Raw genomic sequence first — 15,248 nt, 5'->3', positions numbered from 1 at the left:
TTTATAGATTAAGTTTTATTTCAATCAAAAATATTAAACCATGCGTATTTTAAAATTAAGCCTTTTTGCTATTTTATTGGTTGCTCTTTCTTGTAAAGACGATAAAGAAACAGCCCAAGCAGAAATAGTTGAAAAAGAATTTGCTATCGATTATGAAAAATTCACTTTAGATAATGGTCTTGAAGTCATCTTACACCAAGATAAAAGCGACCCTATAGTCGCAGTTGCCACTATCATGCATGTGGGTTCAAATCGTGAGAAACCAGGAAAGACAGGTTTTGCACATTTTTTTGAACATATGAGTTTCAACGATTCTGAAAATGTGCCTGTGGGGGCCAACAGGAAAATGATTCCAGAATGGGGAGGTAGCCGTAATGGAGGCACATCAAATGATTATACCGTGTATTATGAAGTGGTTCCAAAAGATGCTTTTGAGAAGATCATGTGGATTGATTCTGATCGCTTTGGATATATGATTAATACAGTTACCGAAGCGGCTTTAGAACGTGAAAAACAAGTTGTTAAAAATGAAAAGCGCCAACGTGTAGATAACGCACCTTATGGCTATACCGATGAAATTATTCGTTCAAATTTATATCCAGAAGGACATCCTTATAATTGGACAGTTATAGGCTCTTTACCTGATTTACAAGCTGCTACTATTGATGATGTTAAGGAGTTTTACAAGAAATATTATGGTGCTGCCAATGCTACGTTGGTTATTGCAGGTGATATAAATTTTGATGAAACCAAAGAACAAGTAGAGAAGTGGTTTGGTGAAATACCTAGTGGTCCTGAAGTTGAAAAGCAAAATCCAATGCTAGTGACTTTAAGCGAGACCAAATCATTGTATTTTGAAGATAACTTTGCCAAGTTACCAGAGCTTCGAATGGTTTATCCAACAGTTGAAGAATACAATAAAGATTCCTATGCACTTCAAATTTTAGGCCAATTGTTGAGTGGCAGTAAAAAATCACCGTTGTATAAAACAGTAGTTGAAGAACAGAAATTAGCGCCTAATATTGGAACTTATCAATATAGCAGTGAACTAGCTGGAGAGTTCATTTTCCGTGTACGTGCGAATGCTGGTACCGATCTAGATGCTGTACAAGCTGCAATCAATACTGGTTTGCAGAAGTTTGAAACCGAAGGTGTTAATGAGCGTGACTTAAAGCGCATTAAAGCGGAATTGGAAACCAACTTATATCAAGGAATTAGTACTGTTTTAAATAAAGCCTTTCAATTAGGACAGGATAATGAGTTTGGAGGAGACCCTAGTTATATTACCAAAACAGCGAAATTAACAAATGCAGTTTCGGCCGAAGACGTTATGCGTGTTTACAACCAATATATAAAAGGTAAGAACTATGTAATGACTAGCGTTGTACCGAAAGGTCAATTAGATTTAGCTGTTGAAAACTCTAATGAGGCAACCGTTTGGATTGAAGAAGTTAAACAGAACGTTGCCAGCGAAGAGGTTAGCCAAGGTGAAGAAGCCGAGTACGAAAAAACACCAAGCAAATATGATAGAAGTGAACCGCCGTTCGGTGATTTACCAAAATTTAAAATGCCTGATATTTGGACCGCAGAACTGGAAAACGGCATGGATTTATTTGGTATTGAAAACAACGAAATTCCATTAGTACAGTTTGATATTACTATTCCAGGTGGTCATGTATTAGATCCGGAAGGTAAAGCTGGAGTTGCTAATTTGTTGAGTGATTTAATGATGGAAGGTACTGCTACTAAAACACCAGCTGAATTAGAGGAGGCCATAGGTTTATTAGGTGCAAGTATTGGTATGTATAGTGCTAACGAAGATTTTCACATTACAGGTTCTTGTTTAACAAAAAACTTTGAAGAGACCATAGCATTGGTAAAAGAAATTCTTTTGGAACCACGTTGGGACGAAAGTGAATATGCACGATTAAAACAAGCTTTAGAAACAGGATTGAAAGATCGTGAAGCCAACCCAAATGCTATTGCTAGTCTGGCTTATAACAAATTATTGTATGGAGACGGCCATCCGTTTGCTGTACCAGGAAGCGGTATGTTGAATACCGTTGAAAATATTACAATGGATGATTTAAAAACCTATTATAAAAACTTGGTTCCGGCTAATGCGTCATTTCATATTGCAGGAGCCATTACTCCTGAAAAAACGAAGAACGTTTTAGCTACTCTAAATGATTGGACAGGAGAAGCACCAGAAATGTTAGATTACACTATTTCCGGTAACGATAAAAAGGACCTACTCTTCTTTATAGATGTTCCAGACTCTAAACAATCGGTTTTAAATATTGGAAAATTGGCATTATCAGCGAAAAATCCTGAAGCAAACAATCTAGATTTTGCCAACGAGATTATTGGTGGAGGCTCAAGTGGACGTTTGTTTCAAACCTTGCGAATTGAAAAAGGTTATACTTATGGCGCCTATTCTGGAGTTGGAAATAGTTTAGAAATTGCACCTTACACCGTTCGCTCAAGTGTACGAGCCAATGCTACTTTAAAATCCTTGGAAATTATTGAAGATATGTTAGTCACGTATGCTGAAAGTTTTGGTGAAGAAGAAGTCGAGTTAACTAAAAACAAGTTGTTAAAAGCCAATACCAGAGCTTACGAAAGTTTAGGAGCCAAGTTGAGCATTTTACGCAATATTAGCAAATATGGTTATGCCATGGATTATATAGAGCAAGACCAAGACGAACTTATTGCCATGACAGTTGACAATTACAAAAACATTATCAATAAATATCTAGTTGAGGACGATATGATTTATGTTGTTGTTGGTGACAAAGCCACGCAATGGGACGAAGTTCAAAAACTGGGCAAAACCGTTATTGAATTGGATATCTTTGGTAATCCTGTTATCTCAAAATAATAACTTATTAAATAATATAAATGCACAGTAGGCTTTTGTTTGCTGTGCATTTTTTATTTTAGCCTATTAAAAGCTGAAACTAAATGAAGAAATTACTACTTAATTTTCTCGTATTCTTTTTTACCTTCAATATTCAAGGACAAGAGAAAACATATTTAGATTATTTAAATGAAATAGCTTTTACTTATCCCGGATGTGAAAATGCTGAAGACAAAGACTCATGCTTTGAAAAAGCAATAGGTAATCTAATTATTAATGAATTAAATAAAAGTGAGGTTCTTTTTGATAAAGAAATTATCAAGCTATTAATTCGTGTTGACAATTTAGGAAATGCTACTGTTTTGGAAAATGAAGTTGAAAATCAACAATTAAAGCTCATTACCCATAAAGCACTTGAAAATATTCCGATCATAGAACCAGCATTCTCTAAAGAGAAATCTAAACCAATAACTCGGTCATGGGGTTTTTATGTAAGAATTAAAAGAGAAGAGGGAAAGTATTCTTTGATGGGAGCTAAAACTAAATTTGACCCAAAAAATACTCCATATCCAAATCTAGCTGACTGGGATTTTAAACATGCTGTTTGTGAAGGATGTGAAAAAGCTGAAGATTTTAAAAAATGTTTCAAAATAGCCATAAATAATCTGTTATACGAGCAACTTAAAAAAAGTAAATTTATAAAACATAAAATATCAAGTATTGTTGAAATAAATATTAATGAAAACGGAATTATCAATACCGTAATTAGCCATACTGGCAATACTTCTCTTGACAAGAAAATTGAAAAGATAATAAAGAATGATTTTATAATAATTAAACCTGCTAAACGAGGTGAAACAAAAATTAATGTAAGCTATTCAATTCCGATAGAAATAAATATTTAGTAATTACTTTTTTATTTTGAAAAACTCATTAAGCATACCAGAATACAACAAACCTATTTATCGTTTGGCTATCAAGCTCAACACTAATGGCGAACGCAGTGTATTGCAAGGGCATCCTTGGGTGTTTGAAAACAGTATTGTCAAACAGAACAAGGAAGGACAGACAGGAGATATTTGTATCATTTTCAGAAAACGTGATGATTCGGTTATTGGTATTGGTTTACATGATAAAACTTCACCTATTCGTATAAAAATGCTGCATCATGGCGGCTCGCAAAAAATTGATAGTGTATTTTTTAACAAGTCTGTTCAGAGGGCGTTTAAAAAACGGGAATTGCTTTTAAAAACCAATACCAACAGTTATCGTTTACTCTTTGGAGAAAATGATGGTTTTCCTGGACTCATAGCTGATGTTTATGCCAATGTACTGGTTGTAAAGTTGTATTCAGCTATTTGGTTTCCTTATTTAAAGCCAATTATTGAAAGTTTAATCGATATCTCTAAAGCAAAAACTGTTGTCGTAAGATTAAGCCGCAGTTTACAGCAAGCGGCTTCTATTTTAAAAGATGGTCAAGTTATTTACGGTAAATTAGAGAATGAGGTTGTTCAGTTTATTGAGCATGGTGTGCATTTTTCTGCTAATGTCATTAAAGGTCATAAAACGGGTTATTTTTTAGATCATAGACATAATAGAAAACGAGTAGGTGAATTAAGTAAAGGCAAAACCGTTTTAGATGTGTTTTCATATGCTGGTGGTTTTTCAGTTCATGCCTTGGCCAACCAAGCCAAAGAAGTTACAAGTTTGGATATTAGTAAACAGGCTTTAGAGATTGCAGTAGAAAATGGCAAGCTCAATGACTATTCTGGAAAACATTATACTATTGCTGGCGATGCTTTTGAAGAAATTGAAAAACTTATTCAATCCCAAAAAACCTTTGATGTGGTTGTGATTGATCCGCCTAGCTTTGCAAAACAACAATCTGAAATTTCTCTGGCCAAGAAAAAATATACTCAATTGGCTAGACTTGGAGAGAAGCTAACCGCAAAAAAAGGTCTATTGGTTTTAGCATCATGTTCGTCTCGTGTTTTAGCCGATTCGTTTTTTGATATCAATCAACAGGTTTTAAAAGCTACAAATCGAAAATTTAAAGTCGTTTTAAAGACGCAACACGACTCGGATCATCCTATAGGATTTCCTGAAGGTGCTTATTTAAAATGTGGATATTATAAATTCGATTAATCTTCAAAACGCCATGCTAAAATCCGTGATTGTTTTTGACCTTGAGCCATATTAATAATCTTGTAAGTTGCTTTTAGTTTGTCTAATTGCTTAATAAGTTTTGGCAAGTGAGATCCTTTAGCAACTAAAGTTGTAAACCAACCAACCTGTGCTTTAAACTGTGCACTTTCCTTTATCATACGCTTAATAAATAGTGCTTCACCACCATTGCACCATAATTCATGAGCTTGCCCACCAAAATTTAATTCAGAACTAGATTCACCCGTTAAATTACTCCATTTACGTTGCGTACCTTTTTGAGCTTCTATTGCAGATGCATGAAAAGGTGGATTGCACATAGTAAAATGATAGTACTCATTTGGTTTAATAATATTTTTAAAAATATGGGCAGGATTTTCTTGAAGGCGAATGTCTATATTTTCTGAAAGTGAATCATTTAAACTCACATTATGCCGTGAAATTTTAACAGCATCAAGATTAATATCACAACCAACCATTTTCCAATCATAAATTTGGGAAGCCAAAATAGGATAAATGCCATTGGCACCAATTCCTATATCTAATCCTGTTATTTGTGAGTCCATTTTTTGTAATAAGTCAGCTAAATGGTGTATATAATCTGCTCGTCCAGGAATTGGTGGGCATAAATAACCCTGTGGTAACTGATAATCAATCAATTCATAATCCGAAATGAGTATTGCTTTATTCAGTTGATAAACCGCTTCAGCATTAGCAAAATCAATAGTTTTTGTATTGTGTTTGTTTGTAAACACAAAGGGATGCAAACTTGAATTAGCCTTCACTAAAGCACTAAAATCATAAGATTTTTGATGTTTATTATGTTTATGCATGTTTATTTATGCTGGATAAAAGCAAATATAATTGAAATACCATAGAGCCATACATATAAATAACTATACCTTTGCGTTACAATTTTATCGTTATGGGTTCATTTGCAGATTTAGGTGTTAGAAAAGAGTTTATTAAAGCTTTAAAAGAACTTAATATTAAAACGCCAACTGAAATACAAGAAGAGACAATACCTAATTTATTAACTACAGAAACTGATTTTATTGGTTTGGCACAAACAGGCACTGGAAAAACGGCAGCGTATGGTTTACCTGTTCTACATCAAATTAATCCTGATGATTCTCATATTCAAGCTTTAATCTTGGCACCAACACGGGAATTGGTCCAACAAATACAGAAACAGTTATTTAAGTTTACAAAATATTGCGATTCTAAAATTTTTGCAGAAGGGGTTTATGGTGGTGAAAAAATTGATAGACAAATTAAAAACCTGCAACGTACAACACATATAGTTGTGGCAACTCCTGGTCGGTTATTGGATTTAATTGAAAGAGGTCATATTGATATTAAGAACATAAGAACCTTGGTGCTTGATGAGGCTGATGAAATGTTGAGTATGGGTTTTAAACACGATTTGAACAAAATTTTAAAATATACCTCTGGGAAACGGTATACTTGGCTGTTTTCAGCTACTATGCCTGAAGACATTCAACGTATAATTAAGACTTATATGTCACCCAAAGCAATAAAGGTTGAAGTCAATAAAAATAGTTTGGTAAATGCCAATATTACGCATCAATTCATAAAAACATCTATAAAGGATAAAACAAGTGTTCTAACGGGTTTGTTGGATCGTTTTGATGAGCAACGCGGCATCATTTTTTGCCGTACAAAAGCAGGCGCCAAAAACCTAACAGAAACGTTGCGTAATGAAGGTTTTGCGGTTGATGTTTTGGAAGGAGATATGCAACAAAAAGAACGCGATAAAGTGATGCGTGCTTTTAAAAATGAGTCACTAAAGGTATTGGTTTCTACAGATGTTTCAGCACGTGGAATAGACGTTAATAATTTGGCCTTCGTAATTCACCATCAGTTACCCGAACAGTTGGAATACTATACACATAGAAGTGGACGCACTGCCAGAGCAGGTAAAACGGGCCGTTCCATAGCTCTTATATTGCCCAATGAGCTACAACCCGTATATGATATACAAAAGGCACTAGATATTCAGTTTAAGGAGCTTACAGTTTAATCTGTATCGCTATCATCTCCAGATGAATTCTTTTTACCTCCCATCATAAAATTTACTAATACACCAATTAAAACAATACATACTAGAGCAAAAATGGCTATCATGATTACGCCGTTATTCCAATTAGACATTGTAAGAAATTGATTGATCATATCGATAGATTTTTAAATTAACTGACTGTAAATTTACAACGTGAGTCTTGTCATAAAAATGACATTTATCACATTTTATTTTACGGGTTTAGAAATTATATTATAAACTAATTCTCTAGTCAGTTTTTTTCCATTGGCATGCTCCTTAATAGCTTCAAAGGAAAAAACAAAATCACAGCCCATTTTATATTCAGAACAACCATAGGCTGTTTTGCCTTTGATAACTGTTCCTTTTTTACATTTTGGACAGGAAATTTTATTAGGAATGTTTTGTTTTATCTGTTTGGGTTCAAGTATTAAGTTGAATTTTTCATCAAAACGCAACAATCCCTCAATGGCACCTGAATCTGTTTTAAAGCCTTTTAGGTTTACTGTAGAGCCCTTATCCAATAATCTAATAAGTTGTTTTTCTGAAATGTGTTTGCCTTTATATTTAAACGGAAGCACAAGGTTGCAGCCCGTTTTATATGCGGAACAGCCATAAGCCTTTTTCCCTTTTAAAATAGTACCTTGATTACATTTAGGACATGATTTTCCAGCTAATTCTTTTATAGCTTTTTTAGTTGATTTAGAATTTGGAACTTTAGCCTTATTATTGATGTGTGTGATATTGGCACGCTGGGTTTCACTACGGACTTCATAGACCAAATTATCAACCATCTGTTTCATATTTTTAATAAAGTCACTGGCGCTATAGGTACCTTTTTCAATATCCTTTAATTGCTTTTCCCAAGTCCCGGTTAATTCAGCAGATTTTAAAAGGTCATTTTGAATGGTGTCAATTAATTGAATTCCAGTTATCGTTGGTAAGATTTGCTTTTTATTCCGCTTAATATATTTACGCCTAAACAAGGTTTCAATAATATTGGCTCTGGTTGATGGTCTTCCAATGCCATTTTCTTTCATCAAATCGCGAAGCTCATCATCATCAACTTGTTTACCTGCAGTTTCCATAGCGCGTAGGAGAGAGGCTTCAGTAAATTGGTTAGGTGGTTTGGTTTGCTTTTCTAGAAACGAAGGCTCATGCGGTCCTTTTTCTCCTTTTGTAAAAGTAGGTAGAATCCCAGATTCTTTTTTTACTGTATTTTCAGTTTCAAAAACAATACGCCAACCTTTTTTAAGTATTTCTTTTCCTGTAGCTTTAAAATTTACTTCAGCTGCTTTTCCAATGACCGTTGTATTGGAGACCGAACACTCGTCGTAAAACACAGCAATAAAACGTTTAACGATAATATCATAAACCTGTTGTTGGTTGTATTGTAAACTGGTTTGTATGCCAGTTGGAATAATGGCATGGTGATCGGTTACTTTTTTATCGTTAAAAACTTTGCTGGACTTCTTTATTTTCTTGCCTAAAAGTGGTTGAACCAAATCACTGTAATTGGTTAATTTCTGCAAAATACCTTGGACTTTTGGATAAATGTCATTGGGTAAAAATGTGGTATCAACCCTTGGATAGGTAACCACTTTCATTTCATATAAACGTTGAACTATCTTTAAAGTCTCTTCGGCTGAAAACCCAAACTTGGTATTACAATACACTTGCAAACCCGTCAAATCGAACAGTTTAGGTGCGTATTCCTTTCCTTTCTTTTTGGTTATAGATATAATTTCGAAATCTTTTTCCTTGACTTTATTTGCAAGAATTTCACCGTCTTCCATTTTGGTAAACCGTCCATCTTCATAAGCAAACAGTGTATCACGGTACATGGTTTGCAATTCCCAATAGGGTTGTGGCTTGAAATTTTCAATATCCTTAAACCGATTCACCACCATAGCCAAGGTTGGTGTTTGCACACGTCCTATAGACAATACTTGTTTGTAGCCACCGTGTTTAAGCGTATATAACCGCGTAGCATTCATGCCTAACAACCAATCTCCAATAGCACGAGAAAATCCAGCATAATATAGATTGTTGTAGTTTTCAGAAGATTTTAAATTTTCAAAGCCTTCTTTTATCGCTTCAGTAGTTAAGGATGAAATCCACAAGCGCTGCACCTTTCCCTTATAATTAGCTTGGTTAAATACCCAACGCTGTATAAGCTCTCCTTCCTGACCAGCATCACCGCAATTAATAACAACATCGGCTTTGTCGAACAACGATTTTACTATGTTAAACTGTTTTTTAATTCCTGAATCGCCTGCAATTTTAGTTTCAAATTTTTCAGGCAACATGGGTAAGTTGTTTAAATCCCAACGTTTCCAATGTGGTTTGTAATCATTAGGTTCTTTAAGCGTGCATAAATGTCCAAAAGTGTATGTTACTGCGTAGCCATTACCTTCAAAATAACCATCGTGTTTAGTTTTTGCTCCTAAAACATTGGCAATTTCTCTAGCTACACTAGGCTTTTCTGCTATACAAACTTTCATTAAAAAGATTAGATTCTGAAAGCTGCAAAATAACAGTTTTTACTAAAATAACAGATGTATAACACCTACTTTTTTAGAAGGGCAAAGTAGATAGCACATTAAATAATTTGGCTTTAGTTTCAAAGAATTTATATTCTAAATTTATGGCTTTCAATTTGGCATCAATTAATTTAGATTCACGGCTGTTTACCAAAAATATAGAGCTTTCGCCTATAAAGAATTTGCGCTCTTCTGCAGATAATAACTTTTCATAATCTGTAACTATATCACTATTATAAGCATTTTGTACTTGAAATGAATCAAGCTCTTGATCTATAGCTGAAATTTTATTTTTAAGCGTAACTCTAGTAGCTTCAATTTCAAATTCAGTATCCTGCATTTTAAGATTTGCCAGTTTTATATCGGCACGTTCTTTTCTTAAGAACAAAGGCATGCTAATATTTAAACCGCTTTTATAATTTGCTGTGTTAAAGGAATTAATAATCTCTGGTGTTTCTGATAAAAAATTGTATTCAAGATTCACTCTGGGTAATAAATTATTAGAAGCAAAGCGGCTCTCAATATCTAAACCTTCATATTTATAGTTTAATGATAGCATTTTAGGATGTGTGTCAATATTAAATGTAGCCATATCAAATTCTGAAGTGCTTAATACTGCATCAATTTGTACAAGTGTATTTACATCTGGTATAATATTATCCTGTAATTCAATAGGTACATTGTTGTCCAGCCAAAGATAGTTTGACAAATCAAGGGTTGCTTTTATGTAATTGATGCGTGCTTTTTCAAGGTTTAGGCGTCTATCGTTAAGTGCTATTCTGGCTTCGGTTGTATCTATTGCAGCCCGCTCACCAACTTCATAACTTTTTTTAACTCCGTTAAATCGTAATTGTGCATTTTCTACAAAAGATTCAAAAACTTGTTTTTCATTGTAGGCTTTAAGCCAATTAAAGTAAGTTACAGAAGCTTGAAATAGTATGTCATTGACGAGTAATTGCCTATCCATTTCTGCTTGTTTAACAAACAATTTTGCCTGTTTAAGCATATTCATGCGTTCATTCATAATTAATCCCTTGGCAATATCTATGGAAACACCAACACTATATAGTCCGTTGTCTGGCAATGTGGCTTCAGGGTTTAAATAAACACCTTCATTCTCTTCAAAATTTCCTTTAAATTCTATACCATACCACGTAGGAATCTTAAAAGTGGCGTTCAGTTTATCATAATACTCCGTATTCTTAAATTTCTTACGATCATAATCGACTTCAATTTTGGGGTCGAAGGCGCCACGAGACTTTAATAGCTTTAATTCACTTTCATTTACAATTAAATTGGCTTGTTTTACAATAGGATGAAAAGCTTTTACATAGCCCAAATATTCTGACAAGGTCAATATGGAATCGACAGGTTGTTGAGCAGATATATTCAAACTAAAGGATAAGAAAATGCCAAATACAATCTGTTTCATGGAATTTATTTCTTTTTGTCTTTAGATTCTTTTATTTGGGGAGAGTAATAGTCAGGAGGGAAGCTATTTAGCTGCCTCCAAACCTCATACCAAATTGGGACATCGTTCAATAGAGCAATGGTTCTCGCACCTGAACCAACGCGAATGGCTTCTGGCCACTCGTAATCTGTCTCATCTGGGGCTAGTAACACACGATAACGCCCATTGTCGCTGATAAAATTTTCAATGGCTACAACTTTTGCACCATAAGTTCCGTAGGATACATTGGGCCAACCACTAAATACTATGGCAGGCCAACCATCAAATTGTACGCGTACCTTTTCACCTATATGTAGTAACGGCAAATCAATTGGCCGAACATAGGTTTCAACTGCAAGTTCAAATTGAGAGGGCATAATACCAACCAACTCGTCACCTTCTTTAAAAGTTACGCCAATACCACCACGTAATGCTTTATTGATATAGCCGCTTTGAGGCGCCGTAACGTATAGTAAATTATTTCGCTTTTGATAATTGGTATAATCATTCTCTAATTTTGTTACTTGAGCTTTCGTATCAAATTGGTTGGATTGAGCTGTAAACATATCACTTTGAGCTTTTGATATTTTATCGGTATATTCTGCTCGAGTACGACCTATTTCAACTTCAGCATTAATGACATCATTCTTGCTTGCCAGTAATTTATTTTCTTGCGAAATTAATTTTGCCTGATTTTCTTGAAGTTTTAAGCGTTTTTCTTCAACATCTTTAACCGCTTTAAGCCCTTCTTCTTGAAGTGTGACAGTACGATTGTATTGGCGTTCTGCAATAGCCATATTGGTTTTAGCAGCCTCAAAGTCAATACTATCACTTTTAACCTTCAGTTTTGACTGTAAAAGCTTATTTTCAGCTTGTTTTAATTTCAATTGTCGCTCTTGTTGTAAGGCTACAATTTGATTGTTTAAAGCTTCAACTTTCCCCTGATAGGCAGAAACAGAGGAGGTCTTTGCATTGATTTGCTCTCCTGTTCGTTCTACCAATCGGTCATCAAAATACTCACTTTTAACTTCTGAAATTCTTAAAATGGTATCGCCTTTGCTCACGAAGTTCCCTTCTTGTACAAACCATTCTTCAATACGGCCTGGTATTTGGGATTGAATGGTTTGTGGTCTTTGGTTGGGCTTTAATGTTGTTACTTGACCTTGACCAGTTATGTTTTGGGTCCAAGGCAAAAACAATATGATTAAAACAATGATGGCAAATACCAATAAAAATTTGTTTAAAACTTTATAGTAGTTTTTATTAAATACCATTTTACCCGAATTAAAATCGGATAATGGTATTTTTTTATGCAATTCGTTATTTGAAATGTTTAGCATGACTATTTGGTATTGCTTTTAATATTTCCGTTTTCCAACTCAATAATTTGATCGCATACAGTTTCCCATTCTGGATTGCTACTCACAACAATTAATGCCCATGGCTGATTTTTATGAGTCAAAAAATTTATGATTTTTGTTGTTTCGTGAGCACTAAATTGATCCAATGGATCTTCTAGAATCAATACTTTTGGTTTATTGACTATTGCTCTTGCCAAAATAATTTTTTTGGATGTTGTATATGACATCTGTCTGCCTTCAGGATGTAATATAGTTTGTAATCCTTCGTCTTGTTCTTTAATGAATTCTGATAAGCCGACATTATCAAGAGCCCAATATATGGCCTCGTCAGTTATATTAGTATTCCCAAATGTAATATTTTCCCTTATGGTTCCAATAAAAGGGGTTTCTTCTGAAAGCGACATGCCGAGATGTGACCTATAGTGATTAAGGTTAATGCTTTTTAAGGAATGTTGGTTTACCGTAATTTGACCTTTGGTAGGTTTTATAATGCCAGAAATAAGACGCAACAAGCTTGATTTTCCTGAGCTACTTTCTCCTCGTACTAGAACTCTAGTTTTTTGATAAATATGTAAGCTTATATTATTTAAAATTGCTTTTTCTCTATTGACAACACTAAAAGATACATCGTTTAATTCTATTTCTAAATGTTCGTTGTAGCTGGGTCTTTCTCCTTCTTGTGATTCCAATTTTTTATCAACTACCTGCCCAAGTTTTTCAATAGATGTTAAAATATCGTAAAATGATTCTAGACCTAAAATGAGTTTTTCTACAGAGCCAATGACCAGCAGAATGATAATTTCGGCAGCTACAAACTGTCCAATATTCATTTCTTGATTAAGTACAAGTGCACCGCCAATTAATAATAAGCCTGCAGTTACTACAACTTTAAAGCTTATCATTTGTATGAATTGAATTATTAATATTCTAAAATGGCTTTCTCTCGCTTTTAGATAACCGGTTACATAAGCGTCATTTTTAGTGATGGCAAGATTTGTATTTCCAGACAGTTTAAAACTTACAATGGTTCTAGCTACTTCTTGAATCCAATGCGCTACCATATACTTGTGTTTTGATTCTTCCAAACTTGTCTCTAAACCCCTTTTTGCTGTGAATTTAAAGACGATGTATACCAGTAGCAATAAAAACATGCCAAATACAATAAAAAAGGGGTGGTAAAAAGACAGGAGGATTAATGAAAAAATTATTTGCAATAGGGCTGAAGGCACATCTATAAGTATTTTTGAAAGCCCTTTTTGAATGGTCAACGTATCAAAAAAACGATTGGCAAGCTCTGGTGGATAATAATCACGTAGTTCACTCATTCTAATTTTTGGAAAGCGATAACTAAATTCAAATGAAGCACGAGTAAAAATACGCTGTTGTATGGTTTCAATTATGCGAAGTTGCATGACTTGTAATGCGCCAGAAAAAACAACTCCCAATGTTACCAATATAACTAAAACTACCCAGGAGGTTGATATCTGTGCCCCTTGAATGAGATTGATAATGGCTTGAATACCTAGCGGTAAAGATAGGGCTACAATTCCCGAGAAAATGGCATAATAAAATATTTGAAAAATATCTTTTCGTTCAAGTTGTAATAAACCCAAAAACCGATTCCAAGGCGTTAAATTTTCTTTATTCATATTTTAATGAGTTAAAGTGTCAATAGCAAGCTTTACAAAAAAAGTTGCTGGTGTTTTTAAACCGTTACAATTTGTCAAGGATTTGAAATGATCATTCAAAAAATGTTGATGTAAAGCACCTTCGGTTATAGTGCTGGCTAAACTTAATGAATACTCATAATCAGGATTAACCACTAAAATCATATCATTCAATCTGCCAATAATGCGTTTATAGACTATAAAGTAACCGTCTTTATTCTCTTGGTCAACTTCTTTGGTTAAGAAAGATTTTGAATTTTCATTTACAATAATCCTATGTAATGCAATTTCATTAATATGATTGTAGTTTGAGTCTTCAACAACACTTCTAGTTACTATTTCTATAGCTTTTTTTAATTTCTCTTTGGGGTCAGAGATATTATGGGTTTCAAATACCATTTGATATTCTATCCAAGACCAATACCAAGAAGATAGGTAAAGTAGCAGTTTATGTTTGCTTTCAAAATATCGATAAATAGAACTTTCATTTGATTTTATTTCTGCACCTAATTTTTTAAATGTGAAATGATCAAAACCAATTTCATCAATCAATTGAATACTATGCTCTATTATTCGTTTACCGAGGTCAGATGTTTCTGGATCTTTAATGAATATCTTTTCTGGTACGACTATTTTAATAGTGGATAATAAATTTTTCATTAAAAGTTATTTATATTGCAAATATAATAGTAATACTATTAATAAAGAAATTTTAACTTTTATTTATATTTTTTTTCGAAAAACAAACACTTAATAAAAATATTAATCGTAATATTGCAATAAATAAATTAAATAATTTGTGGGACTCACTAAAACAGAAATATTTTCAGAGCAACAAAATAGAATAGCCCAATTGGCTAAAGCTATAGGTCATCCAGCCAGAGTAGCCATTATGCAGCATTTGTTTAAAACCAATAGTTGTGTATGTGGTGATTTAGTTAATGAAATAGGATTGGCGCAACCAACCATTTCTCAACACTTAAAAGAGCTAAAAAATTTAAAAATCATAAAAGGCAATATAGAAGGCACTAGTGTTTGCTATTGTATAGATCAAGATACTTGGTCTGAAGTAGCGGAACTGTTTCAGGTCTTTTTTGGGCAAAAAGTAAATAGGGCAGGAGACTGCTGTTAAAACATATAAA

12 protein-coding genes are annotated in these 15,248 nt (G+C 33.8%); 5 read left to right on the top strand and 7 right to left on the bottom strand.

The features are described from left to right. The first annotated feature begins 40 nt into the window (after window positions 1-40). The 3 genes from K7G76_RS11870 (at window position 41) to K7G76_RS11860 (ending at window position 5,005) form a co-directional block, all read left to right on the top strand. The gene (locus tag K7G76_RS11870) at window positions 41-2,881 is read left to right on the top strand and encodes a M16 family metallopeptidase (RefSeq protein ID WP_223034442.1); all 2,841 of its coding nucleotides are present in this window, start codon (window positions 41-43) and stop codon (window positions 2,879-2,881) included. Between the two features lie 83 nt (window positions 2,882-2,964). After that, the gene (locus K7G76_RS11865; protein WP_223034441.1) at window positions 2,965-3,765 is read left to right on the top strand and encodes a hypothetical protein; all 801 of its coding nucleotides are present in this window, start codon (window positions 2,965-2,967) and stop codon (window positions 3,763-3,765) included. A gap of 16 nt (window positions 3,766-3,781) precedes the next feature. Next, window positions 3,782-5,005 carry a class I SAM-dependent rRNA methyltransferase gene (locus K7G76_RS11860; RefSeq protein ID WP_223034440.1) on the top strand — a complete coding sequence of 408 codons (1,224 nt, stop codon included), beginning with the start codon at window positions 3,782-3,784 and terminating at the stop codon, window positions 5,003-5,005. Here the strand turns inward: K7G76_RS11860 and rlmF are convergent. Beyond that, the gene (rlmF, locus tag K7G76_RS11855; protein ID WP_223034439.1) at window positions 5,002-5,856 is read right to left on the bottom strand and encodes a 23S rRNA (adenine(1618)-N(6))-methyltransferase RlmF; all 855 of its coding nucleotides are present in this window, start codon (window positions 5,854-5,856) and stop codon (window positions 5,002-5,004) included. The two genes, K7G76_RS11860 and rlmF, sit on opposite strands and share 4 nt — an antisense overlap. 92 nt (window positions 5,857-5,948) lie before the next feature. Here rlmF and K7G76_RS11850 point away from each other — a divergent pair, with 92 nt between their 5' ends. Beyond that, the gene (locus tag K7G76_RS11850) at window positions 5,949-7,067 is read left to right on the top strand and encodes a DEAD/DEAH box helicase (RefSeq protein ID WP_223034438.1); all 1,119 of its coding nucleotides are present in this window, start codon (window positions 5,949-5,951) and stop codon (window positions 7,065-7,067) included. Here K7G76_RS11850 and K7G76_RS11845 read toward each other — a convergent pair. The 6 genes from K7G76_RS11845 to K7G76_RS11820 all read right to left on the bottom strand — a co-directional run bounded on the left by K7G76_RS11845 (window position 7,064) and on the right by K7G76_RS11820 (window position 14,766). Next, the gene (locus K7G76_RS11845; RefSeq protein ID WP_223034437.1) at window positions 7,064-7,219 is read right to left on the bottom strand and encodes a hypothetical protein; all 156 of its coding nucleotides are present in this window, start codon (window positions 7,217-7,219) and stop codon (window positions 7,064-7,066) included. The genes K7G76_RS11850 and K7G76_RS11845 overlap by 4 nt on opposite strands. A gap of 75 nt (window positions 7,220-7,294) precedes the next feature. Continuing rightward, window positions 7,295-9,589: a DNA topoisomerase 3 gene (locus K7G76_RS11840; protein WP_223034436.1), complete on the bottom strand. Its 2,295-nt coding sequence runs from the start codon at window positions 9,587-9,589 to the stop codon at window positions 7,295-7,297. A 73-nt stretch (window positions 9,590-9,662) separates the two neighbouring features. Beyond that, window positions 9,663-11,060: a TolC family protein gene (locus K7G76_RS11835; protein WP_223034435.1), complete on the bottom strand. Its 1,398-nt coding sequence runs from the start codon at window positions 11,058-11,060 to the stop codon at window positions 9,663-9,665. 5 nt (window positions 11,061-11,065) lie between these two features. Then, a complete protein-coding gene (locus tag K7G76_RS11830; protein ID WP_223034434.1) occupies window positions 11,066-12,418 on the bottom strand; it encodes an HlyD family secretion protein in 1,353 nt (450 codons plus the stop codon). A gap of 2 nt (window positions 12,419-12,420) precedes the next feature. After that, on the bottom strand, window positions 12,421-14,088 hold the full coding sequence (locus tag K7G76_RS11825) for a peptidase domain-containing ABC transporter (protein WP_223034433.1): 1,668 nt from the start codon (window positions 14,086-14,088) through the stop codon (window positions 12,421-12,423). 3 nt (window positions 14,089-14,091) lie between these two features. Continuing rightward, a complete protein-coding gene (locus K7G76_RS11820; protein WP_223034432.1) occupies window positions 14,092-14,766 on the bottom strand; it encodes a TetR/AcrR family transcriptional regulator in 675 nt (224 codons plus the stop codon). Between the two features lie 139 nt (window positions 14,767-14,905). Here K7G76_RS11820 and K7G76_RS11815 point away from each other — a divergent pair, with 139 nt between their 5' ends. Continuing rightward, the gene (locus K7G76_RS11815; protein ID WP_223034431.1) at window positions 14,906-15,238 is read left to right on the top strand and encodes an ArsR/SmtB family transcription factor; all 333 of its coding nucleotides are present in this window, start codon (window positions 14,906-14,908) and stop codon (window positions 15,236-15,238) included. Window positions 15,239-15,248 lie beyond the last annotated feature (10 nt).

The sequence above is a fragment of the Hanstruepera marina genome, assembly GCF_019880635.1.
In the GTDB taxonomy this organism is placed as follows: domain Bacteria; phylum Bacteroidota; class Bacteroidia; order Flavobacteriales; family Flavobacteriaceae; genus Hanstruepera; species Hanstruepera marina.
Note: the sequence above shows the minus strand (reverse complement) of the source record. Positions and strands in the feature narration are given on the sequence as shown.